The following is a 23,144-nucleotide window of genomic DNA, read 5'->3' as shown; positions in this document are numbered from 1 at the left end:
TCCTGGATCGGTAGGGTCGGGTGTCAGATCTGGTTGATGCGGATGTGGTTGCCCGACGGGTCACGGAAGGCGCAGTCGCGCACGCCGTACGGCTGGTCGGTGGGCTCCTGGATGACCTCGGCGCCGGTGGCCTGGATCTTCTCGAAGGTGGCGTCGAGGTCCTCGACCCCGAGGATCAGTCGGGCGTAGCAGCCCTTGGCCATCAACTCGGCGATGGTCTGCTTCTCGGCGTCGTTGAGGCCCGGGTCCATGGCCGGCGGCTCGAGGACGAGGTTGACGTCGGGCTGGTCGGCCGGGCCGACGGTGATCCAGTGCAGGTCGCCGTAGCCGACGTCGTTGCGGACCTCGAAGCCGAGCGCGTCGCGGTAGAACGCGATCGTGGCCTCGGGGTCGGTCTGGGGCAGGAACGTGGAGTGCAGTGAAAGGCTCATGGCATCCACGCTAGGGCCTGGTCCCGGCCGGCACTTCTCGATTCCTGACCGGTCGTGTGACGGCCTTGACCACGCACGAGGGCAGGTCCATCTCGCCGGCCTCGACCGCAGCCCGGTAGCGGCTCGGCGACATCCCGACCAGCTCGGAGAACCGCGTCGAGAAGGTGCCGAGGGAGGAGAAGCCGACGGCGAAGCAGATGTCGGTGACGCTCAGGTCGCCGCGGCGCAGCAGGGCCATCGCCCGTTCGATCCGGCGGGTCATGAGATAGGAGTACGGCGACTCGCCGTAGGCCTCCTTGAACTGCCGGCTCAGGTGCCCCGCCGACAGGTGTACGCCGTGGGCGAGCGCCTCCACGTCGAGTGGCTGGGCGAACTCGCGGTCGATCCGGTCCCGCACCCGACGGAGCCGGGCGAGGTCCTCGAGCCGCTGCTGCGGCGACACCGGCGCCGTCACGGGTGCGCCCTCACGGCTGGAGGAAGACCTTGATCGCCTCGCGCTCGTCCATCTGCCGGTAGCCCTCCGCCGCCTGGCTCATCGGCAGAACCGAGTCGAAGACCAGGCCGGGGCGAGCGGTGCCGTCCAGCACCAGCGGGAGCAGCTCGGGGACGTAGCGCCGCACCGGCGCCATCCCGCCGAAGAGGCCGACGTTCTTGTCGAACATCTGGCGCACCGGCAGCGTGACGCCGTGCGGGGCGCCGACGAAGCCGACCATCGCGCCGGGGCGGGCCACGGTGAAGGCAGTGTCCATCGCCGCACCGGTGCCGACGCACTCCAGCACCGCGTCGGCACCGAGGCCACGGGTGAGCTCGGCGACCTCGGCCTCGCCCTCCGCGCCTCGGGCCGCGACGATGTCGGTGGCACCGAACGCGCGGGCGAGCTTCTGGCGCGGCTCGTGGCGCGACATGGCGATGATCCGCTCGGCGCCGAGGAGCTTGGCCGAGAGCACGCCGAGCAGGCCGACGGCGCCGTCACCGACGACCACGACCGTGTCGCCGGCGCTGACCCGAGCGCTGGTCGCGGCGTGGAAGCCGGTCGGGAAGACGTCGGAGAGGGTCAGCAGGTGCGGCAGCAGCGCGTCGTCGGTCTCGGGCAGGCGCACCAGGGTGCCGTCGGCCTGCGTCACTCGAGTGAGCTCGGCCTGGCCAGAGGTGGTGAAGCCGACGTTCTCGCACACGCTCTGGAAGCCGGCCAGGCAGTGCGGACAGGTGTTGTCGCAGTGGTCGAACGGCACGATCACACGGTCGCCGACCTGGAAGCCGCGCACGTCGGCACCGATCTCGACGACCTCGCCGAGACACTCGTGGCCGATGGTGCGGGCGCCGTCGATCGGGCCGTTCTCGCCACGGTAGGGCCACAGGTCCGAGCCGCAGATGCACGACGCGATCACCTTGACGATGGCGTCGGTGGGCAGCTTGATGACCGGATCGGGCATCTCGGTGAAGCTGATCGTACGAATGTCGTGGAGAGTCGTAGCGAGCATGTTAGGCACTATCTCACATATGAGTTAACGTGGCTGTTATGAGTACGACGGGTGCACCCTCCACTGAAGGTTACAAGGACCGGATCGGAAATCTCATCCGAGACGCGCGGACCCACCGCGGCCTCACCCAGACCCAGCTCGCCGAGCGCCTGGGCACCTCGCAGAGCGCGATCGCGCGGATCGAGAGCGGCCAGCAGAACCTGACCCTCGAGATGATCGCCCGGATCGGCGCAGCCGTGGACTCCGAGATCGTCTCCCTGGGCGCCGGCCCGGTGCACCTGCGCGTCACCGGCCCGACCACCCTGTCGGGCACCATCGACGTCAAGACCTCGAAGAACGCCGGCGTCGCCCTGCTGTGCGCCTCCCTGCTCAACAAGGGCCGCACGATCCTGCGCAAGGTCGCCCGGATCGAGGAGGTCAACCGGCTCATCGAGGTGCTCAACAGCCTCGGCGTGCAGACCCGCTGGCTCAACGAGGACAACGACCTCGAGATCGTCCCGCCGCGCGAGCTGCGCCTCGACGCTGTAGACGAGGAGGCAGCCCGCCGTACCCGCTCGGTGATCATGTTCCTCGGTCCGTTGCTGCACCGCGCCGAGTCCTTCCAGCTGCCGTACGCCGGCGGCTGCAACCTCGGCGAGCGCACCGTCGAGCCGCACATGGCCGCCCTGCGTGCCTTCGGCCTGGCGGTCAAGGCCACCGACGGGGCCTACCAGGCCAACGTCGACCGCACCATCACCCCGGGTCGCCCGATCGTGCTCACCGAGCGTGGCGACACCGTCACCGAGAACGCCCTGATGGCCGCAGCACTGCACCCGGGCACCACCGTCATCCGCAACGCCAGCTCGAACTACATGGTCCAGGACCTGTGCTTCTACCTGCGCAAGCTCGGCGTCGGCGTCGATGGGATCGGCACCACCACCCTGACCGTGACCGGCCTCGACAGCATCGACGTCGACGTGGACTACGCCCCCAGCGAGGACCCGATCGAGGCGATGAGCCTGCTCGCCGCGGCGATCGTCACCGACTCCGAGATCACCATCCGCCGGGTTCCGATCGAGTTCATGGAGATCGAGCTCGCCACCCTGGAGGAGATGGGCTTCCGCTACGAGCGCTCCGAGGAGTACCTGGCCAACAACGGCCACACCCGCCTCGTCGACATCACCACCAAGCACTCGGTGCTGCACGCGCCGCACGACAAGATCCACCCGATGCCGTTCCCCGGCCTCAACATCGACAACCTGCCGTTCTTCGCCGTCATCGCCGCTGTCGCCAGCGGCCAGACCCTGCTGCACGACTGGGTCTACGAGAACCGCGCGATCTACCTGACCGAGCTCAACAAGCTCGCCGGCCAGGTCAAGCTGCTCGACCCGCACCGGGTGATGGTCGAGGGCCCGACCCGCTTCTCCGCCGCCGAGATCGTCTGCCCGCCCGCGCTGCGGCCCGCCGTGGTGATCCTGCTCGCGATGCTGGCCGCCAAGGGCACCAGCGTGCTCCGGTCGACGTACGTGATCTCGCGGGGGTACGAGGATCTGGCCGAGCGGCTCAACGAGCTCGGCGCCCAGATCGAGCCGTTCCGCGACATCTCGAACTGAGCTCGACCGGCGCCGAGCGGTACTACCCTCAGCCCGTGGCCATCCGCGCATTCGCCCATCGGGGTGGAGCACATCACCCCGATCTGATCGGGCATGAGAACACCCTGCGAGCGTTCCAGCACGCCGTCTCGCTGGGCTACCGCGACCTCGAGACCGACGTCCACCTGACCGCTGACGGACGGCTGATCGCCTTCCACGACGCGGTGCTCGACCGCGTCACCGATGCGGTCGGGGTGATCGCGCAGCTGCCGTACGCCGAGATCGCGCAGGCTCGGATCGGCGGCACCGAACCGGTGCCGCTGCTCGACGACCTGCTGGACGCGCTCCCGGACGGCGTACGGTTCAACATCGATCTCAAGGCGCCCGGCACCGCGGCGGCCCTGGCGGCGTTGGTCCAGCGGCGTGGGCTCGGATCGCGGCTGACGGTGGGCTCGTTCTCCGGACGCGAGCTGGGTCGGTTCCGCTCCCTGACCGCCGGTGCGGTGCCCACCAGCGCCCACCCGGCCGAGATCGTCGCCTACCTCGCCTCTCCCCTGTCGCGGCCGCTGCGTGCTCTGCGCGGACCGATGGCGCTGCAGATCCCGCACCGCCAGCGTGGGGTCGTGGTCGCCAACCCCGGGCTGATCCGGCGCGCGCACGCCAACTGTCTCCAGGTGCACGTCTGGACGATCGACGATCCCGACGAGATGGCCGTGCTGCTCGACCGCGGCGTCGACGGCCTGATGACGGATCGCACCGACATCCTCAAGGATGTCCTCATCCACCGCGGCCAATGGGAGGGCTCGTGAAGCACGGAGCAACGCCGGGGGCGGTCGCGCCGCCGATCGCCGACCTGGCCGTCGTACGCCGTCGCCGGGAGCAGAAGGCGTGGAACTGGTACGACTGGGCGAACTCGGCGTTCTACACCACCGTCCTGACGGTGCTGTTCGGGCCGCTGATGATCACCGTCGCCGGACGTGCCGCGGGCTGCGGCACCGAGCCCGACGACACCTGCCGCAAGACCGTGGACCTGCTGGGCCTGCACCTGGCGGCCGGCTCCCTGCCGTCGTACCTCACCTCCTTCGCGACCATCGCGAGTGCGTTCCTGCTGCCGATCGTCGGCACCCTGGTCGACCGCAGTGGCCGCAAGAAGTGGCACATGGCGTGGTTCGCCTGGTCGGGTGCGCTCTTCGCGGCGCTGCTGTTCTTCCTCTCCGGTGACCACTGGCAGCTCGGCGCGTTCGCCGTCGTCGCCTCGTCGATCCTGGGCGGGTGCTCGCTGGTCTCGTACTACGCGATCATGGTCGACATCTCCGAGGAGTGGGAGCGCGATGCCGTCTCCGCGCGCGGTTGGGCGTTCGGCTACCTCGGCGGTGGCCTGCTGCTGCTGATCAACCTCGGCATGGTGCTGGGCCACTCCGCGATCGGTCTGGACAAGGAGCTGGCCGTCAGGCTCTCGCTGCTCAGTGCCGCGGTGTGGTGGGCGGCGTTCACCCTGGTGCCGGTGCTGCGGCTGCGGAACTACCCCGCACGGACCGACGGGCCGGTCTCGGGCGGCCTGATGAAGCGCAGCTTCGGGCAGCTCTTCGCCACCCTGCGCGACCTCAAGAACTACCCGATGACGCTGACGTTCCTGCTGGCGTACCTGTTCTACAACGACGGCATCCAGACGGTGATCTACAGCGCCTCGATCTACGGCTCCAAGCAGCTCGGCTTCGAGCAGTCGGTGCTGATCGCGGCGATCCTGATGATCCAGTTCGTCGCCTTCGGCGGGGCGCTGTTCTTCGGCCGCTTCGCGGCGCGCTACGGCGCCTACCGCTGCCTGGTCTGGGGCACGGTGGCCTGGATGGCGATCGTGGTGCTGGCGATGTTCCTGCCCCGGGAGAACATCGCCCTGTTCCTGCTGATCGGCGTCGCCATCGCCCTGGTGATGGGCGGCACGCAGGCCCTGTCCCGCTCGTTCTACAGCCTCTTCATCCCGTGCGGCCGCGAGGGCGAGTACTTCGCTCTCTACAACGCCGCCGAGCGGGGTACGTCGTGGTTCGGCACGCTCCTGTTCGGCGTGGTGTTCCAGCTCAGCGGCTCCTACCGCCCCGCGATCGTCTCCCTGATCGTCTTCTTCGTGCTCGGTCTGTTCTTCCTGCTGCGCCTCGACCCGCGGCGCGGGATCGCCGAGGCGGGCAACACGGTCCCCGCCGTCGTCTGACCGAATCCCGGGTTCACCACCGCCGAATCCCGGGTTCACCACCGCCGAATCCCGGGTTCACCACCGCCCACTTCCGGGTTCACCACCGCCCACTTCCGGGTTCACCACGAGTGATCGGTTCGTGCGCCCTCGGAACGCGACACGCCGATCCGCTCGGCGTGTCCCCCCGGAGCGTGCACAGGAACGGGCCCCGCGCACCCCGACGTACGACCAAAGCGTGAGCGATCCGGATCTCGGCAGTGGCAAACCCGGAAGTCGGCGGTGGCAAACCCGGATCTCGCGCGTGGCGAACCCGGATCTCGGCGGTGGTTTACCCGGAATTCGGCGTGTGTGACTCTCACCCTTTCGGAACATTGAACGGGTCGCTACCGTTGGTTACTTCTGAAGGGGGGTGTGCCATGGCAGAGCGCACACTACGAGGAGCCCGTCTCGGGGGTCAGAGTTTTGAGGACGAACGCGGCATCGAGTTCGCGGGTCGTCAGCAGGTGGGCTACCGGTGCCCACAGGGACATGAGTTTGAGATCACGATGTCCGACGAAGCGGACATCCCGGCGGTGTGGGAGTGCCCACGCTGCGGCCAGGAGGCCTTGAACGTCGCGGGCAATCCCGTCGAGGACAAGGTCGAGAAGCCCGTCCGCACGCACTGGGACATGCTGCTGGAACGTCGTTCGGAGAAGGAGCTGGAGGCGATCCTCAAGGAGCGCCTGGAGCTTCTCCGTGACGGCGAGATCGGCCCGGCGCACCTGCACCGGCCGAGCAAGCGCGCCAAGAAGGCCAGCGTCTGACCCGTCAGGGTCACACGACGAAGGGCCCGGCTCGGGAGTTCCTGAGCCGGGCCCTTCGTCGTCCAGCCTGAGCCGGCTCAGGCCTTCTTGGTCAGACGGGTGCGCAGACGGCGCAGCTGCGCCTTGCGCTCCTTGATCCCCCACGCCGTGACGCGCTTCATCGACTCCGCGGCGACCGCACCACTCATCTTCGAGTTGCCGCGGACCCGCTCGACGAACTGGATCGGGACCTCGGCCACCGTCAGCCCGGCGCCGAGCGCACGGGTGACCATGTCGGTCTGGAAGACGTACCCGGTGGACTCGACCTTGGACAGGTCGATCTTCTCCAGGGTCTCGCGACGGAAGAGCCGGAAGCCGGCCGTGGCGTCGCGGACCTTGATCCCGAGCAGCATCCGGACGTAGAGATTGCCGCAGCGCGACAGCGCCTCACGCCGCAGCGGCCAGTTCACCACCGAGCCGCCGGGGACCCAGCGCGATCCGATCACGAGGTCGGCGTGCTGGAGGGCGTCGAAGAGCAGGTGCAGCTCCTCGGGCTGGTGCGACCCGTCGGCGTCCATCTCTCCGATGACGTCGTACCCCTGGTCCAGTGCCCAGCCGAAGCCGTGCAGGTAGGCGGCGCCGAGGCCGGCCTTCTCGGTCCGGTGCAGGACGTGGATCTGCGAGTCCTCGGCGGCGAGCTGGTCGGCCATCTGACCGGTGCCGTCGGGCGACCCGTCGTCGACGACGAGGACGTCCACGTCCGGCTGCGCGCGGCGCAGGCGGCCGACGATCCAGGTGAGGTTCTCGGACTCGTTGTACGTCGGCATCACGATGATGGCGCGACCGAGCCCGGTTCCAGGGGCACCCGCGTTGCTCAAACCGTCTCCTCAGAAAGTGGTGATCGGGTCAACGGTACGCGGTCAGGCCACCGAACCTGACCTTCGCGCCACCCCGGCCCGTCGACGGCCGCGCGCGCCCGAGGCGACCAGCCCCGCCAGCGTGACCAACGCCATCGCCCGCCAGGTCCAGGCACCGGCGAGCACCGCCGGGGTTCGCGCGCTCCGCAGCGGTACGTCGACCCGGAGCGTCGCAGGGCCGTCGCCGTCCACCTCCTGGGCCGCCGAGCCATCGGGGCGGATCACCCCACTGATCCCGTTGAGCGCCGAGACCAGCACCGTCCGGCCGGTCTCCAGAGCCCGCACCCGAGTGATGTCGAACTGCTGGCGCAGCTGGGCGGTGCCGCGGAAGGCGGCGTTGGAGGTCTGCACCGTGACCACCTGAGCGCCGTCGCCGACCTGGTCGAGCACGACGTCGTCGTGGGCGATGTCGAAGCAGATCGCGTCGGCGACGCTCACGCCGGCGATCCGCAACGGTGTGGGGCGCGGCCCGGCGACCATGTTCCGTCCCGGCAGGACGGTGCCGAAGTGCAGCCATCCGAGCACCGACCGCAGCGGCAGGTACTCACCCCACGGCACCGGGTGCCGCTTCGTGTAGCGCTGCTCGGTGGTGCCGTCGGGCTCCCACACGATCCCCTGGTTGAGCACCCGGGTCGGGCCGTCGTCGATCATCGCGCCGACCAGGATCGGCACGCCGATCGCCTCCACCGCTTGGCTAATCACGCCGTGGTCCTCGGAGTCGTGGAGCGGATCGACGGCTGTCGAGTTCTCCGGCCACACCACCAGGTCGGGGCGCGTCGACTCCCCCGCAGCCACCGCCCGCGCCAGGGCCGTGGTGGCGTCGGCGAGCCGCTGCGTGAGCGCGTAGTGCTGCTGACCGATCGACGTCGCCTGCAGCCCGGGCTGGACCACCACGACGTCCCAGTGACCCACGGTGGCCGCCTGCCACGGGACCAGCCAGGCAGCCCCGGTCACGACCACGATCAGCACGATCCCTGTCGCCGTGCCCGGCGAGAGCGACACGGCGACGCGATACGGCTCTCTCAGCACCACGAGACGGGCCAGCAGCGCCGCCAGCAGGGCGATCAGCGCGGTGGTGCCGACCGTGCCGACGTACGGCAGCAAGCGTTGCATCGGGGTGTCGATCGAGGCGAAGGCCAGCTGCCCCCACGGCATCCCGCCGAACGGCCACGACGCCCGCAGTCCCTCCACACTGGTCCAGCCCAGTGCCAGCCACAGCGGACTCCCGCGGCGTCGCCAGGCCCAGCCCGCCACCAGCCCGATCAGGGCGTAGTAGACGGCGTTCGCGGCACCCAGGGCCAGCCACGCCGCATCGCTGACCGCACGCATCCAGTCGGCATGGCAGGCCAGGAAGCGGAAGCCGTACGCCGCTCCGCACACCGCCCCGAGGCCGGCCCGCGCCCCACGCACGGCGACGAACAGGATCGCCACCCCGACCGGCACCAGCCACCACCAGCCCACCGGCGCGAACCCGAGGCTGACGATCACCCCGGCGATCGACGCCGCGACGGTTCGCCCGAAGGCGAGCGGGAGGCGGCGCGGCACACCGGTGACGCTACGCGAATGGTGGCCTCGCGGGGGGCGTGATTGGATGCCGATGTGACATCGCGGCGCCTCCTCCTCGACACGGCCAGCCTCTACTTCCGCGCCTTCTACGGCGTGCCCGAAGTGGTGGCCGCCGACGGCACTCCGGTCAACGCGGTGCGGGGGCTGCTCGACTTCACCGCGCGCCTGGTCACCGAGTACACCCCCAGTGAGCTGGTGTGCTGCTGGGACAACGACTGGCGCCCGCAGTGGCGGGTCGACCTGCTGCCGACGTACAAGGCCCATCGGGTGGTCGAGGTCACCGCCGCGGGCACCCCGGACGTCGAGGAGGTGCCCGACCCGCTCCAGGTCCAGGTGCCGATCATTCTCGACGTGCTGGACGCGTTCGGGATCGCGGTGCGCGGTGCCGACCACTACGAGGCCGACGACGTGATCGGCACCCTGGCCACCGGCGCCGACCTGCCGGTCGACGTCGTCACCGGTGACCGTGACCTCTTCCAGCTGGTCGACGACGAGCACGAGGTCCGGGTGCTCTACATCGCCCGCGGCGTCTCCAAGCACGAGCGGGTCGACGCCGCCTGGGTGCAGGGCAAGTACGCCGTCCGGCCCGACCAGTACGCCGACTTCGCCACGCTCCGCGGCGACGCCTCCGACGGTCTTCCCGGGGTGGCCGGGGTCGGGGAGAAGACCGCGGCGACGCTGCTGGCCGAGTACGGCACCCTGGACGGCATCGCCGCTGCGGCCGCCGACCCGGCCTCGGCGATGAAGGCAGGCCCGCGGGCGAAGATCCTGGCTGCGAGCGACTACCTGGCCAGCGCCCCGACGGTGGTGGCGGTGGCCCGCGACGTGCCGGTCTCGGCCGAGGGTCTGGCGGCACCCCGCAGCCCGCGTGACCCCGAGCGGCTGGCCGAGCTGGCCGAACGCTGGAACCTCTCCGGCTCGGTCGCCCGGCTGACCGAGGCACTCACGCGCTAGGCGCCGAGCGCCTACTCCAGACCGGAGTAGGCCACCACGCCGCGCTTGAGCTGGTCCACCGCGGACCGGGCCGCATGGCGTACCTCGGCACTCTGGGTGGCGTTGGCGACCTGACCGCACAGGTCGATCAGCTGCTTCATCCAGCGCACGAAGTCACCGGCGGCCAGGTCGATCTCGCGCAGCACCTCGTCGAGGTCGTCGCCCTCGGCCCAGCGGAACGCGGCGTAGGCGAAGCCCAGGTCCGGCGGACGCAGGAAGTCGAGCCGGTTGTCGCGCTCCAGGGCGTCGAGCTGGCCCCACAGCCGCACCATCTCCGCGATCACGTCCTTGACCCGCCCACCGGGCAGGTGCGGGGCCGAGGCGTCGTCGGGGCGCCGGGCCTCGAAGACCAGGATGGAGAGCACCGAGGCCAGCTCGGAGGGGCGCAGCCCGTCGAGCAGACCGTCACGCAGTGCCTCGGCGGCGACCAGGTCGAGCTCGGAGTACAGCCGCATCAGCGGTGCCCCGATCGGGGTGACCTCCTCGCCGTCCAGGTAGCCCAGCGCGGTGAGCACGTCACAGACCCTGTCGAACTGCCGCGCCACGGTATTGGTCCGCGACTCGACCCGACGCTCCAGGGTGGCGGCGTCACGACGCAGCTTGAACCAGCGCTCGGCCCAGCGGGCGTGGTCCTCGCGGTCGGGGCAGCCGTGGCACGGGTGCGCCTTGAGCTGGGTGCGCAGCGCGGCGATCTCGGCCTCAACACCTGAGGGCACGGCCGAACGCCGCGGCCGGTCCCCGCCCCCGCGCGGCAGGTCACGACTGCGCTGGTGGAGGAAGGCGGCCAGGTCACGGCGGGCCTGCGGGTTGCGGCCGTTGAAGTTCTTCGGCACCCGGATCCGGGTCAGCGCCGCGACCGGCACGTTGAAGTCCATCAGCGCCAGCCGGCGTGCCTGACGGTCCAGGGTCAGCACGTAGGGCCGCGGGTTGTCCCGGTCGAAGCCGGCGTCGAGCACCACGGCGTAGCCGGCGAACTTGCCGGTCGGCACCTCGATCACGTCACCGGGCTTGAGCCGCTCCAGGGAGTCCAGGATCTCGTCGCGCTGGTCGATCCGCCGTACGCGCGAGGCGTTCTTCTCCACCTCGGAGATCTGCCGACGCAGGTCGGCGTACTCCATGAAGTCGCCCAGCTCGCAGGTGGCCGCCTCGCGGTAGCCGTCGAGGGAGTCCTCGGCCTTCTTGAGCTGACGGGCCAGGCCGACCACCGCCTTGTCGGCCTGGAACTGCGCGAAGCTCTGCTCCAGCAGCTCCCGGGACCGGGCGCGGCCGAACTGGTGGACCAGGTTGACCGCCATGTTGTACGACGGCCTGAAGCTGCTCCGCAGGGGGTAGGTCCGGGTGGAGGCGAGTCCGGCGACCTCGGCCGGATTCATCCCCGGCTGCCAGAGCACGACGCCGTGACCCTCGGTGTCCAGGCCGCGTCGTCCGGCACGGCCGGTGAGCTGGGTGTACTCCCCCGGCGTCAGGTCGGCGTGGGTCTCGCCGTTCCACTTGGTGAGCTTCTCGATCACCACGGTGCGGGCGGGCATGTTGATCCCGAGCGCGAGCGTCTCGGTCGCGAAGACGACCTTGATCAGTCCGCGGATGTAGAGCGTCTCGACGACCTGCTTGAACGCCGGCAGCATCCCGGCATGGTGGGCAGCCACGCCGCGGGTCAGGGCGTCGAGCCAGTCGTGGTAGCCCAGCACGTGCCGGTCCTCGACGGGCAGGTCGGCGCAGGCCTCCTCGACGAACTCGAAGATCTCGTCGCGCTCCTCCAGGGAGGTGAGCTTCACGTTGGCGGCCAGACACTGCTGCACGGCGGCGTCGCAGCCGACCCGGCTGAAGACGAAGACGATCGCCGGGAGCAGCCGAGCACGGTCGAGGGCGTCGATCACGTCGACCCGGCTGGGGATCCAGACCCGGCGGCCGTTGCCGACGTTGCGCTGGCCGGGCTTGCGCTTGTCCCGTGCGGTGCGGCGGTCCTTGAGCTTGCTCGAGGCCCAGTCGTCGCGGGCTACCCGGAGCAGGTCCCCGTTGACCGGGGCGCCCTCCTTGACGAAGCCGGCGGCCGCGTCGACGTCGGAGGAGGCGAAGAGGTCCATCAGCTTCTTGCCGACCATGACGTGCTGGTAGAGCGGCACCGGCCGGCGCTCCTCCAGGATCGTGGTGGTCGCACCGCGGACGGTCTGGAGCCACTCGCCGAACTCCTCGGCGTTGGAGACCGTCGCGCTCAGTGACACCAACGTCACCGACTCGGGCAGGTGGATGATGACCTCCTCCCACACCGCGCCACGGGAGCGATCGGCGAGGTAGTGCACCTCGTCCATCACGACGAACCCGAGGCCGAGCAGCGTCGAGGAGCCGGCGTACAGCATGTTGCGCAGCACCTCGGTCGTCATCACGACGATCGGGGCCTCCCCGTTGACCGTGTTGTCGCCGGTCAGCAGGCCGACCTGGTCGGGGCCGTAGCGTTCGACGAGGTCGTGGTATTTCTGGTTCGACAGCGCCTTGATCGGCGTCGTGTAGAACGCCTTGCGTCCCGTGGCCAGGGCGAGGTGGATCGCGAACTCCCCCACGATCGTCTTGCCCGAGCCGGTCGGCGCGGCGACCAGCACGCCGCGCCCGTCCTCGATCTCGTGGCAGGCACGGACCTGGAAGTCGTCGAGCGGATAGGGCAGGAAGCCGACGAAGTCGGCGAAGATCGGGTGGGCCTTGCCTCGCGTGAACTGCGCGTAGCGCTGAGCCGGGGACAACTCGTCAGCAGCATCGGTTGCCATAGGTCAAACCTACGCCAGCGCGGTGAACGGCGGAGTGCAGGCTCAGCGCACGAACACGCGCAGCGCCGCCGGTGCCACCTCGACGGTGAGCGGCAGGGCCCCGAATCGCTCGCCGTCGGCGAAGGCGACCACCCCGGGTGCCGCGACCGTCACCCGGCGGACGCGGTGGCGCTCGTACGCCGGATGGGTGACGTGCCCACCGGTGTAGAGCTTCGGGTAGTTGCGCACCAGCTCTCGACGCGGGACGGCGGTGAAGAGCACGACGTCGAGCAGCCCGTCGGCCAGGTCCGCCCCGTGGGTGACCTTGAGCCCGCCACCCATCGAGTCGGCGTTGCCGATCGAGACCAGCATTGCGTCGACGCGCCGCGTGACGCCGTCGAGCTCGAGGGTGTACGGGATCGGCCTGAACTTGGCCAGCACCGCCACGATCGCCAGGCTGTAGCGGCTCTGCCCGCGCGGCCAGCGCATCTGGTTGGCCCGCTCGTTGACGGCGGCGTCGAACCCGGCCGCCATCACGGTCGCGAAGTAGCGCTCGCCGCTGCGGGCCAGGTCGATCGTCCGCGTCCGGCCCGCGGCGACCACCGCCGCCGCGTCTGCGATGGACTTCAGCGGCAGGCCCAGCGCCCGGGCGGTGTCGTTGCCGGTGCCCATCGGGATGATCCCGAGCGGTACGTCGCTCTCGGCCAGCACCTGAATCGCGATGTTGACCATCCCGTCGCCACCGAGCACGACGACGCCGTCGATCCCGCTCTCGACCGTAGCCCGCAGCCGTGCGGTGGTGTCGGCCGCATCGACACCCTGGACCACGGTCGTGGCGATCCCGGCCCCACCGAGCGCCTCCGCGACGATCCCGACCGCCTCGGGTCGGTGGCGCCTCCCGGAGTGAGGTCCGGGCAGGAGGGCGTACGTGCGCGACACGCTCGCAGACTATCGGCGCGGGTCGGCGTACGGTGAACGGGCCTCAGAGAGGCGAGATCTGGTCGTCGTCCCAGGTGTCGGTCGTGACCTTCCGTCGACCGCGCGCCCGGTCGACGATCCTGGCCAGGATCTCCGCGATCAGGAACAGCACCAGCATCGGGATCGCCAGCATCAGCATCGAGAACGGGTCCGTCGACGGGGTCGCGACCGCGGCGAAGACCATCGTGCCGATGATGATCCACGGCCGGAGCTGGCCGAGCTTGCGACCGGTCACCAGACCGGCGAGGTTGAGCATCACCACGAAGAGCGGGATCTCGAACGCGACGCCGAAGATCAGCAGCATCCGGGTGGTGAAGCTGAAGAACTCGCCGAAGTCGACCAGGTTCTCGGCGTGCACCGGAGTGAAGCCGACCAGGACCTGGACGCCCTTGGGGAGCACCCACCAGCCCACCGCGACGCCCAGGAAGAAGAGCGGTCCGGCGATCGCGGCGAAGACCCGCGACCACTTGCGCTCCTGGGGGTGCAGACCCGGGACGATGAAGCGCCAGATCTGGAAGAGCCAGTACGGGCTGGACGCGATCAGGGCCAGCACACCGCAGAGCTTGAGCTGCAGGGTCAGACCGGCGGTGACGCCGCTGACGACCAGCTTGCTGTCGACCTTGTGGTTGAGCAGCTCCATCGCCCGGTTGTAGGGATGGATGATCAGCTCGAGCAGGTCGTTGTAGAAGACCAACGCGACGATGAAGAGGACGATCCAGAGCAGGACCGATCGGAGCAGCCGCGCACGGACCTCGCGGAAGTGATCGGCGAGGGCCATCCGGCCGCCCTCGCCCACAGGTTGGCGGGGTCGACCTCGCAGGAGGTCGACCATGCCGGCGATCGACACAGAGGTGCCGTCAGCTGTTGGGCTTGTTCAGCCGCGCACGCTCAGCGTCGAGCTCAGCCTGGCGACGCTCGAGGTCGAGCTCGGCCTGGCGACGGTCTAGGTCGCTCTTCTGCACGTCGATCGACGGGGTCACCTCGATGGCGTCGATGACGTCGTCGTGCTTGGCCTTGGTCTCGTCCGCATCGTCGATGAGGCCCTTGGTCTCGGCCTTGAAGATGCGCAGCGCGCGGCCGGAGCCACGAGCGAGCTCGGGGAGCTTCGACGCACCGAAGAGCAGAATCACGACCAAGAAGATCAGGACGAGTTCTTGGGTGCCGAGACCGGCAAGGAGCGGGGTCATGTCGTGGTCTCCCTAGAGATGGATGGTCGCCTTCATGGTACTGCGCCTACCTATAGAGAGCCTCAATGCGGCCCACGGTGGCATGGAACAGATCGGTGAACTCCTGGGGACCCACGATCTGCACGTGCGGTGCACTGCGGAGCGCGAGCCTGACCAGCCACTGCGGGTCGGCGACCAGCAGGTCGGCCTGGCACCGCCCGTCGCCGAGCTGGCGCACCGCCTCGACCGGGTAGTACTCGGTGATCCACTGCGCCTGCGGCGCCAGCTCGACGGTGGCGAGCGTGCCGTCGGAGCCGAGCAGCGCCGTCTCGGAGTCGCCGTCCAGCGTGCGTGCCGTCGACGCCGACGTGATCGGCGTGTCGAGTACGTCGACCCGCCGGATCCGATCGAGGCGGAACCAGCGCGGTGCCTCGGCGAGATGGCACCACGCGTCGACGTACTCCGCCTGGTGGGCACGGGTGATCTGGTGCGGATCGATGGTCCGCTCCGACTCCTCGTCGCGGGTCGGGACGTAGTACGTGATGGTGACCTGGCGCCCCTCGCGCAGCGCGCGTTCCAGGCTCTGCCGGATCGCGGCGGCCTCGTCGTCGGTGGTGGTGCCGGCGTGGACTAGGGGCGCGGCGTCGGCAGCGGCCTGCTCCAGCTTGCCCAGTGCCCTGTCGATCACCTCGCGGGTGCCCTCCCCGGCGCCGTCGCGCATCGCACGCAGGGCCACGATCAACGCGGTCGCCTCCGTGGGCGAGAGCCGCAGCGGACGGGCGAGGTAGTCGGCGTTCTGGATCCGGATCACCCGGTCGCCGTCAGCGCCCTCCAGCGCCTCCATGTCGACATCGATCAGGTCGTCGGGCATCCCGCCCGGCAGGCCGCACATCCACAGCACCTTGAGGTCCTTGGTGACCTGGCGCTCGGGCACGCCGAGCATCTGCGCCGCCTCGCTCAGCCGGATCTCACCGCGCGCATGCAGGTAGGGCACGAGGGCCAGCAGCCGCGCGATCTGGTCCTTGGAGCCGTACGACGCCTTGGGAGCGCTCATGCCGACACCCCCGTCAGCCGCGCCAGGATCTGCTCACGCAGCTCGACCGGCTCGACGACCAGCACGTCGGCGCCGTGCGCCAGGACCTCGGCGGCCAGGTCGTAGGAGCCGCGCGAGAGCGTCACCCGGTCCCACTCCCCCTCGTGCTCCACGGTCGCGTCGCGGCGCAGCGAGTGCCCGGTGCCCGGTCGGACCAGGAGGGTGGCGCTCACCGCAGGGGCGGGCGGCGCGAGCCGGCGTACGATCTCGGCGGCGTCCACCCCGGCGGGGCGGGTGAAGCTGGCCGGCTCCCCCGTCGCCACGACGGCGCCGACCACGCGGGAGAGCCGGAAGACACGCTGCTCACCGCGGTCCATGTCACGCCCGACCACGTACCACCGCCCCGAGGAACGGACCACGCCCCACGGCTCCAGCCGACGCCGGGCCGGGTCCTGGCCGACCCGGGCGTAGTCGAACCGCACCGGGGTGCGCGTCCAGGCCGCCTCGACGAAGCTCTCGTACGACGGCTCGTCGGCGCCCAACCGTGGCACCACCAGGTCCAGGGCCGCGAGGTCCGCGGCGTCGGCGGGCTCGGCATCGGCGGACAGCTTGCGCCCCGCCTGGCCGGCGGCCTGGGCCATCCCGGCGTGGTCCCAGACCCGGGTCGCGACCGACACGATCGCCGCCTCCTCGGCGTCCAGGACGATCTCGGGCAGCTGGAAGTCGTCGGCGCTGATCCGGTAGCCGGCCTCGTCCCCGAACAGCGGATCCTCGGTGCCGACCTCGATCGGAGCGCCCAGGCTGCGCAGCTCCTCCTTGTCGCGCTCGAACATCTTCTCGAACGCCTCGTCGGAGGCCTCGGGGTAGAGCGCCTCGCGGATCCGCTCCTTGGAGACGAACCGCTTCTGCACGAGCAGCATGATCAGCAGGTTCATCAACCGCTCGGACTTGGCGGCACTCATCGACACCCTCCCTCGAACAGCTGCGTCCCACGAGTCCGGGGTAGCACCGGATCAGGCTAGCGTGTCACGCCTGAGCCGCGGCGCTGTCGGTGCCGATCACGTCGACGACGAAACAGACGGTGCTGGTCGGCGGGAAGCCCAGGTCCTCGGCCGGGGTGTCGGCATAAGCCGCGTCCGGCGGGATCTGCAGCACCACTCGGCTGCCGACGCGGACCCCGACCAGCCCCGCCCGCAGGCCGGGGATCAGGTCGTCGATCGCGAAGGTGGTCGGCGTCGAGCCGTAGGTCTGGTCGAGCGGTCGCTCGGCGCCGTACCGGAGGCAGAGATAGTCCAGGGTGACAGTGCCCGTGCCCTCGACCAGGGCGCTGGTGCCGCGACGCAGGGTGGTGCGCAGCACGGTGGTGCTGGAGGTAGCGGGCGCCGCCAGGCCGGTGACGTCCAGGCCGACGACGATGCCGTGACGCAGGATCACCCGAGGCAGGGCAGCGGCGGGCAGGTCGAGGACGGGCGGCGTCTGGCTGTACGTCATCTCGGTGCCTCCTGGACGGGGATCACTCTGATCCTGACATGCGACGAGCCCGCACCCCACCGAACGGTGGGATGCGGGCTCGAGGCGATGAGAACTACTGGGCGCTGGCCGACGGCGAGGCGCTGGCCGAGGCCTTGGTCGCGCTCAGGATGTCGACGACGAAGTAGAGCGTGCTGTTGGCGGGGATGCCGTTGGAGCTCTGGTCGGTGGAGCCGTAGCCGAGGATCGGCGGGATCTCCAGGACGACGCGGCTGCCGACCTTGACGCCCTTGAGGCCGTAGGTCCAGCCCTTGACGACCTCGCTCAGGCCGAACTCGACGGCCTTCTTCGAGTACGACTCGTCGAACGGCTTCTTGCCGCCGTACACCATGCCGAGGTAGTTGACCTTGACCTTGTCGTCCTCGGTCACCACAGCGCCGGTGCCCTGCTTGATGGTGGCGCGCAGGAACGGGCCGTTGGTCGGGTCGGGCTTGGTCAGGCCCTTGAAGTTGAGGCCGGTGACGACACCCTTCTTGTTCGTCTCGACCTTGGGCAGCTTGTCGGCCGACGTGTCGGTCGGCGTGGTGACGGCCTTGGAGACGATGTCGACGATGATCACCAGCGGGTCCTCGTTGGCGATGCCGAGCGAGGCGTTGCCGGCCTCGCCGAAGACGTCGGTGGCGCTGGCGATGGCGACCTCGCGCGAACCGATCTTGGAGCCGATCAGCAGGTCGGAGAAGACCTTGCTCAGCGACTTGGTGTCAGCGGTCAGCACCTCGGAGTCACCCTTGGTGAAGTCGCTGTAGGACTCCTTCTTGGAGTAGCCGTCGCCGACCCAGATGTACGCGTTGACCGCGTCACCCTTCTTGACCGTGTCGCCCGTGCCCGCGACCAGCGTCTTCTTCTCGGTCTTGTCGACCTGGGACATCTGGCCGTTCCACTTCACCGTGGGCGCCTTGCCGACCTCACCCGAGATCGACACCGCCTTCCAGCCGTCGATCGTCTTGTCCCCGAGACCGACGGACTTATCGCCGCAGGCTCCGAGGAGGAGGGTCGCTGGGATGAGGAGGGCAGCTACGCGCTTGGCAGGAAACACGCGGGCCACCCTAACGGGCGTACCTGAGAGTTACCCAGGGAATCTCCCGAACAGGGCATCTTCGGGGCTCACATGCTCTCGATCAGGCGCTCCACGCGCTCGTCGACCGCCCGGAACGGGTCCTTGCACAGCACGGTGCGCTGGGCCTGGTCGTTGAGCTTGAGGTGCACCCAGTCGACGGTGAAGTCACGCCGCTTCTCCTGGGCGTTCTTGATGAATTCCCCGCGCAGCCGTGCCCGGGTGCTCTGTGGCGGCACCGACTTGGCCTCGAAGATCCGCAGGTCCTCGGCCACCCGGGCGACCGCGCCCTTGCGCTCCAGCAGGTAGTACAGGCCCCGGTCACGCCGGATGTCGTGATACGCCAGGTCGAGCTGGGCCACCCGCGGGCTGCTCATCGACAGACCGTGCTTGGCGCGGTAGCGGTCGATCAGCTTCCACTTGATCACCCAGTCGATCTCGCGCTCGACCAGCGACAGGTCGTCGGACTCGATCGCCTTGAGCCCGCGCTCCCACAGGTCCAGCGCCCGCTCGATCAGCGGCGTGGAGAGCTGGCGCCGATCGACGAAGTCCCGGGCCTTGCTCAGGTACTCGCCCTGGATCTCCAGGGCGCTCGCCTCACGGCCGTTGGCCAGCCTGACCTTGCGCCGACCGGTCATGTCGTGGGCGATCTCACGGATCGCGCGGATCGGGTTCTCCAGGGTCATGTCCCGCATCACGACGCCCTCCTCGATCATCCGCAGCACCAGGTCCGCCGAGGCGACCTTGAGCATCGTGGTGGTCTCGGACATGTTCGAGTCACCGACGATGACGTGCAGGCGGCGGTACTTCTCGGCGTCGGCGTGCGGCTCGTCGCGGGTGTTGATGATCGGACGCGACCGGGTGGTCGCGCTCGAGACCCCCTCCCAGATGTGCTCGGCACGCTGGGAGACGGCGTACGACGCCCCGCGCGGGGTCTGGGTGACCTTGCCCGCCCCGACGATGATCTGCCGGGTGACCAGGAACGGGATCAGCACGTCGGCCAGGCGGGTGAACTCCCCCGACCTGGCGACCAGGTAGTTCTCGTGGCAGCCGTAGGAGTTCCCGGCGGAGTCGGTGTTGTTCTTGAACAGGTAGATCTCCCCGGCGATGCCCTCGTCGTGGAGCCGCTGCTCGGCGTCGACCAGCAGGCCCTCCAGGGTCCGCTCACCGGCCTTGTCGTGGGTGACCAGCTCGACGATGTCGTCGCACTCGGGGGTCGCGTACTCCGGGTGGGAGCCGACGTCGAGATAGAGCCGGGCGCCGTTCTTGAGGAAGACGTTGCTGGAGCGCCCCCACGACACGACCTTGCGGAAGAGGTAGCGCGCCACCTCGTCGGGGCTGAGCCGGCGCTGGCCGTGGAACGTGCAGGTGACGCCGTACTCGTTCTCGATGCCAAAGATCCGGCGCTCCATGACGTGACCCTACTCCGCGCCCGCGCGGCCCAGGAGGCTTTCCAGGCGTGGCGCGCTCAGCCGGGAGAACTTCCGGATCTGGCTGCGGGAACGGTCCAGCACCGCGACCTCGAGGTCCTTGACCGCCAGCCGCCGGTCCTCGGTCTCGGTGTGGCCCAGGGCCGCGACCGCGAGCCCGAGGGCACCGGCCAGGTCGAGGCCGGAGGTGTAGCGCTCCTTGAGGTAGCCGCCCACCACGTCGGCGGCACCGCCCATCACCGCGAAGCCGTGCTCATCGGCGACCTGGCCGTCGTAGGTGAGGCGGTAGAGCTGGTCGGTCTCGATGCTGTCGCCGATCTCGCCGACGAAGATCTCCACCTCGTAGGGCTTCTCGGCCCCGCTGGAGAAGATCGTGCCCAGGGTCTGCGCGTAGGCGTTGGCCAGACCGCGGCCCGTCACGTCGCGTCGGTCGTAGGCGTAGCCGCGCATGTCGGCCAGCCGGACACCGGCGATCCGAAGGTTCTCGAACTCGTTGTAGCGGCCCACCGCCGCGAAGGCGATCCGGTCGTAGAGCTCGGAGACCTTGTGCAGCGCCGCCGATGGGTTCTCCGAGGCGAAGACGTAGCCGTCGCGGTAGTGCACCGCGACCACGGAGCGACCGCGCGAGATGCCCTTGCGGGCGAAGTCGGCGCGGTCCTTCATCAGCTGCTCGGGGCTGACGTAGAACGGTGTGGCCATCAGGCGTCTCCCTCGCTGCTCGGGCCGCCGGTCAGCGGCGCGCGCGGACCGTCCGGCCGGATCATCCGGCCGCCGACCACCCGGTCGGCCACCTCCCCCACGGTGGCGTCGTCGAGACGACGCCCGCCCTCGGCGGTGATCACCTGGATCACCGGGAAGATCCGGCGGGTCAGGTCGGGGCCGCCGGTCGCGGAGTCGTCGTCGGCGGCGTCGTAGAGCGCCTGGATGACGGCCTCGACCGCAGCAGCCTCGGACAGGTCGGGGCGGTAGAGCTTCTTCAGCGCACCGCGGGCGAAGAGCGAGCCCGAGCCGACGGAGTGGAACCCGGTCTCCTCGTAGCGGCCGCCGGTGACGTCGTACGAGAAGATCCGGCCCTGCCCGGTGGCGAGGTCGAAGCCCGCGAAGAGCGGCACGACCGCGAGGCCCTGCATCGCCATGCCCAGGTTCTGCCGGATCAGGGCGGCCAGCCGGTTGGCCTTGCCGTCCAGGGAGAGCACCGAGCCCTCGATCTTCTCGTAGTGCTCGAGCTCGACCTGGAAGAGCTTGACCATCTCGACCGCGAGTCCGGCGGTGCCGGCGATGCCGACCGCGGAGAACTCGTCGGCTGGGAAGACCTTCTGGATGTCGCGCTGGGCGATCAGGTTGCCCATCGTGGCGCGTCGGTCACCGGCCAGGATCACGCCGCCGGGGAAGGTCAGCGCGACGATCGTGGTGCCGTGGGGCGCCAGGTCACCGGCGGCGCTGCCGCCCAGATCACGGCGCGCCGGCATCAGATCCGGTGCGTGTGCGGAGAGGAAGTCGGCGAAGGACGAGGTCCCCGGCGCCATGTAGCTCGCCGGAATGCGGGAGTCGGACAAGGATCACTCCCCGCCCTTCTGGATGAAGGACTTCACGAAGTCTTCGGCGTTGTTCTCCAGGACGTCGTCGATCTCGTCGAGGATGTCGTCGACGTCCGCGTCGAGCGACTCCTTGCGTTCGGCAAGGTCGGTCTCGGTGGTCGCCTCGGCCTGATCCTTCTCCTGAGCCGACCCTGCCGAGTGCTTCTGCTCCTGTGCCATGACTCCAACCTAGCCTTTCGATTCGGTCAACGCAGTGAACAATTCCGACGCGTTCTGGACCCGGTCCAGCAGGTCGCCGACGTGGCGTTGCGTGCCTCGCAGCGGGTCGGGCGTGGGGATGCGCTGCAGGGAGTCGCGTCCGGGCAGGTCGAAGATGACCGAGTCCCACGAGGCCGCGGCGACCTCGCAGGGGAAGCGCCGCAGGCACTCGCCGCGGAAGTAGGCCCGGGTCTCGGTCGGCGGCTCGTGCACGGCGGCCGCGACCGTCGCGTCGTCGAGCAGCCGCTCGATCCGGCCCGCCTTCACCAGCCGGTGGTAGAGCCCCTTCTCGGGTCGGACGTCGCTGTACTGCAGGTCGATCAGGTGCAGCTTGGCGTCGTCCCAGTCCAGGCCGTCGCGATCCCGGTAGGACTGGAGCAACGTGAGCTTGGCGACCCAGTCCAGCTCGCTCGCACACGACATCGGATCGTGCTCGAGCCGGTCCAGCACCGACTCCCAGCGGGTCAGCACGTCACGGGTCTGGGCGTCGACGTCGGCGCCGTAGCGGTCCTCGACGAACTTCCGGGCCAGGTCCAGGTACTCCAACTGGAGCTGCACCGCGGTCAGCCGCCGGCCGTCGGCCAGGGTGACCAGCTCACGCAATGTGGGGTCGTGCGAGACTGCCCGCAGCGCCGCCACCGGGCCCTCGACGGTGAGGTCACGGGTGATCGCGTTCTCCTCGATCATCGCGAGCACCAGTGCGGTGGTGCCGACCTTGAGGTACGTCGACACCTCGGCGAGATTGGCGTCGCCGATGATCACGTGCAGCCGGCGCCAACGTTCGGGGTCGGCGTGCGGCTCGTCACGGGTATTGATGATCGGACGCTTCAGGGTGGTCTCCAACCCCACCTCGACCTCGAAGAAGTCGGCGCGCTGCGAGATCTGGAAGCCGTGGTGGCGCCCGTCGGCACCGATCCCGACCCGACCGGCGCCGGCGACCACCTGGCGACTGACGAAGAACGGGATCAGGTCGTGCACGATCCGGGCGAACGGCGTCGAGCGCCGCATCAGGTAGTTCTCGTGGGCGCCGTAGGAGGCACCCTTGTTGTCGGTGTTGTTCTTGTAGAGCGTGATCGCCGGGTTGCCCGGCAGGTGCGCCGCGAGCTGGGCGGCGCGCAGCATCACCTGCTCGCCGGCCTTGTCGAACCTGACGATGTCCAGCGGCGTGGTCACCTCCGGGGTGGAGTACTCCGGGTGGGCGTGGTCGACGTAGAGCCGGGCACCGTTGGTCAGGATCACGTTGGCCAGGCCGAGGTCCTCGTCGGTGAGCTGGCTCGGGTCGGCGTTGGCCCGAGATAGGTCGAAGCCCCGGGCATCACGCAGCGGCGACTCCTCCTCGAAGTCCCACCGCGCACGCCGGGCACGCAGCTCGGCGGTGGCATAGGCGTTGACCACCTGGGACGAGGCCACCATCGGGTTGGCCTTCGGGTTCCCCACCACCGAGATGCCGTACTCGACCTCGGTCCCCATCACCCGCTCGACGGACATGG

At 69.6% G+C, this 23,144-nt stretch carries 23 protein-coding genes; 5 read left to right on the top strand and 18 right to left on the bottom strand.

What is annotated here, in order from left to right; all coding sequences use genetic code 11:
- Positions 1-23 precede the first annotated feature (23 nt).
- From Q1V88_RS14815 to Q1V88_RS14805, 3 genes are read right to left on the bottom strand one after another with little or no spacing between them, the layout of a single operon-like run.
- Positions 24-431, bottom strand: a complete 408-nt coding sequence (locus Q1V88_RS14815; RefSeq protein WP_300682062.1) for a VOC family protein — start codon at positions 429-431, stop codon at positions 24-26.
- Positions 432-441: 10 nt separating this feature from the next.
- Positions 442-885, bottom strand: a complete 444-nt coding sequence (locus Q1V88_RS14810; RefSeq protein ID WP_300682061.1) for a helix-turn-helix transcriptional regulator — start codon at positions 883-885, stop codon at positions 442-444.
- Between the two features lie 10 nt (positions 886-895).
- Complete coding sequence (locus Q1V88_RS14805) at positions 896-1,912, bottom strand: zinc-binding dehydrogenase (protein WP_300682060.1); 1,017 nt, start codon at positions 1,910-1,912, stop codon at positions 896-898.
- Between the two features lie 38 nt (positions 1,913-1,950).
- Here Q1V88_RS14805 and Q1V88_RS14800 point away from each other — a divergent pair, with 38 nt between their 5' ends.
- From Q1V88_RS14800 to Q1V88_RS14785, 4 genes are all read left to right on the top strand, one after another.
- Complete coding sequence (locus Q1V88_RS14800) at positions 1,951-3,504, top strand: UDP-N-acetylglucosamine 1-carboxyvinyltransferase (RefSeq protein ID WP_300682059.1); 1,554 nt, start codon at positions 1,951-1,953, stop codon at positions 3,502-3,504.
- 35 nt (positions 3,505-3,539) lie between these two features.
- On the top strand, positions 3,540-4,292 hold the full coding sequence (locus Q1V88_RS14795; protein ID WP_300682058.1) for a glycerophosphodiester phosphodiesterase family protein: 753 nt from the start codon (positions 3,540-3,542) through the stop codon (positions 4,290-4,292).
- Positions 4,289-5,689 carry an MFS transporter gene (locus Q1V88_RS14790; RefSeq protein ID WP_300682057.1) on the top strand — a complete coding sequence of 467 codons (1,401 nt, stop codon included), beginning with the start codon at positions 4,289-4,291 and terminating at the stop codon, positions 5,687-5,689. The genes Q1V88_RS14795 and Q1V88_RS14790 overlap by 4 nt, the downstream gene beginning before the upstream one ends.
- A 398-nt stretch (positions 5,690-6,087) precedes the next feature.
- Positions 6,088-6,474 (top strand): RNA polymerase-binding protein RbpA, encoded by a 387-nt coding sequence (locus tag Q1V88_RS14785; RefSeq protein WP_300682056.1) that lies wholly within the window; start codon positions 6,088-6,090, stop codon positions 6,472-6,474.
- 77 nt (positions 6,475-6,551) lie between these two features.
- Here the strand turns inward: Q1V88_RS14785 and Q1V88_RS14780 are convergent, their stop codons facing one another.
- Both Q1V88_RS14780 and lnt read right to left on the bottom strand, forming a co-directional pair.
- Complete coding sequence (locus tag Q1V88_RS14780; RefSeq protein ID WP_300682055.1) at positions 6,552-7,331, bottom strand: polyprenol monophosphomannose synthase; 780 nt, start codon at positions 7,329-7,331, stop codon at positions 6,552-6,554.
- 42 nt (positions 7,332-7,373) lie between these two features.
- Positions 7,374-8,915, bottom strand: a complete 1,542-nt coding sequence (gene lnt, locus Q1V88_RS14775; RefSeq protein ID WP_300682054.1) for an apolipoprotein N-acyltransferase — start codon at positions 8,913-8,915, stop codon at positions 7,374-7,376.
- Between the two features lie 54 nt (positions 8,916-8,969).
- Here lnt and Q1V88_RS14770 point away from each other — a divergent pair, with 54 nt between their 5' ends.
- Positions 8,970-9,890: a 5'-3' exonuclease gene (locus Q1V88_RS14770; RefSeq protein ID WP_300682053.1), complete on the top strand. Its 921-nt coding sequence runs from the start codon at positions 8,970-8,972 to the stop codon at positions 9,888-9,890.
- 11 nt (positions 9,891-9,901) lie between these two features.
- On the opposite strand, the gene Q1V88_RS14765 is transcribed toward Q1V88_RS14770, so the two are convergent.
- The 13 genes from Q1V88_RS14765 to dop form a co-directional block, all read right to left on the bottom strand.
- The gene (locus tag Q1V88_RS14765; protein ID WP_300682052.1) at positions 9,902-12,688 is read right to left on the bottom strand and encodes a DEAD/DEAH box helicase; all 2,787 of its coding nucleotides are present in this window, start codon (positions 12,686-12,688) and stop codon (positions 9,902-9,904) included.
- 42 nt (positions 12,689-12,730) lie between these two features.
- A complete protein-coding gene (locus Q1V88_RS14760; RefSeq protein WP_300682051.1) occupies positions 12,731-13,606 on the bottom strand; it encodes a YegS/Rv2252/BmrU family lipid kinase in 876 nt (291 codons plus the stop codon).
- Between the two features lie 43 nt (positions 13,607-13,649).
- Positions 13,650-14,423, bottom strand: coding sequence for a twin-arginine translocase subunit TatC (tatC, locus tag Q1V88_RS14755; RefSeq protein WP_300682050.1), 774 nt, complete (start codon positions 14,421-14,423; stop codon positions 13,650-13,652).
- Positions 14,424-14,502: 79 nt separating this feature from the next.
- Positions 14,503-14,832, bottom strand: a complete 330-nt coding sequence (tatA, locus tag Q1V88_RS14750) for a twin-arginine translocase TatA/TatE family subunit (protein WP_300682049.1) — start codon at positions 14,830-14,832, stop codon at positions 14,503-14,505.
- 46 nt (positions 14,833-14,878) lie between these two features.
- Positions 14,879-15,865, bottom strand: a complete 987-nt coding sequence (locus Q1V88_RS14745) for a YafY family protein (protein ID WP_300682048.1) — start codon at positions 15,863-15,865, stop codon at positions 14,879-14,881.
- Complete coding sequence (locus Q1V88_RS14740) at positions 15,862-16,806, bottom strand: WYL domain-containing protein (RefSeq protein ID WP_300682047.1); 945 nt, start codon at positions 16,804-16,806, stop codon at positions 15,862-15,864. Before Q1V88_RS14740 ends, Q1V88_RS14745 begins: the two co-directional genes overlap by 4 nt.
- Before the next feature lie 64 nt (positions 16,807-16,870).
- Complete coding sequence (locus tag Q1V88_RS14735; protein ID WP_300682046.1) at positions 16,871-17,335, bottom strand: FKBP-type peptidyl-prolyl cis-trans isomerase; 465 nt, start codon at positions 17,333-17,335, stop codon at positions 16,871-16,873.
- A 94-nt stretch (positions 17,336-17,429) separates the two neighbouring features.
- Positions 17,430-18,410: an FKBP-type peptidyl-prolyl cis-trans isomerase gene (locus Q1V88_RS14730; RefSeq protein WP_300682045.1), complete on the bottom strand. Its 981-nt coding sequence runs from the start codon at positions 18,408-18,410 to the stop codon at positions 17,430-17,432.
- Positions 18,411-18,478: 68 nt separating this feature from the next.
- Positions 18,479-19,840, bottom strand: a complete 1,362-nt coding sequence (gene pafA / locus Q1V88_RS14725; protein WP_300682044.1) for a Pup--protein ligase — start codon at positions 19,838-19,840, stop codon at positions 18,479-18,481.
- Between the two features lie 9 nt (positions 19,841-19,849).
- A complete protein-coding gene (prcA, locus tag Q1V88_RS14720) occupies positions 19,850-20,557 on the bottom strand; it encodes a proteasome subunit alpha (RefSeq protein WP_300682043.1) in 708 nt (235 codons plus the stop codon).
- Entirely contained in the window at positions 20,557-21,414 is an 858-nt protein-coding gene (gene prcB, locus Q1V88_RS14715) for a proteasome subunit beta (RefSeq protein WP_300682042.1), read from the bottom strand. Before prcB ends, prcA begins: the two co-directional genes overlap by 1 nt.
- A 3-nt stretch (positions 21,415-21,417) precedes the next feature.
- Positions 21,418-21,615, bottom strand: coding sequence for a ubiquitin-like protein Pup (locus tag Q1V88_RS14710; protein ID WP_300682041.1), 198 nt, complete (start codon positions 21,613-21,615; stop codon positions 21,418-21,420).
- 9 nt (positions 21,616-21,624) lie between these two features.
- The gene (gene dop / locus Q1V88_RS14705) at positions 21,625-23,142 is read right to left on the bottom strand and encodes a depupylase/deamidase Dop (protein ID WP_300682040.1); all 1,518 of its coding nucleotides are present in this window, start codon (positions 23,140-23,142) and stop codon (positions 21,625-21,627) included.
- Positions 23,143-23,144 lie beyond the last annotated feature (2 nt).

This window comes from Nocardioides sp. (assembly GCF_030150155.1).
Taxonomy (GTDB): Bacteria; Actinomycetota; Actinomycetes; order Propionibacteriales; family Nocardioidaceae; genus Nocardioides.
This window is presented reverse-complemented; position numbering and strand designations above follow the sequence as displayed.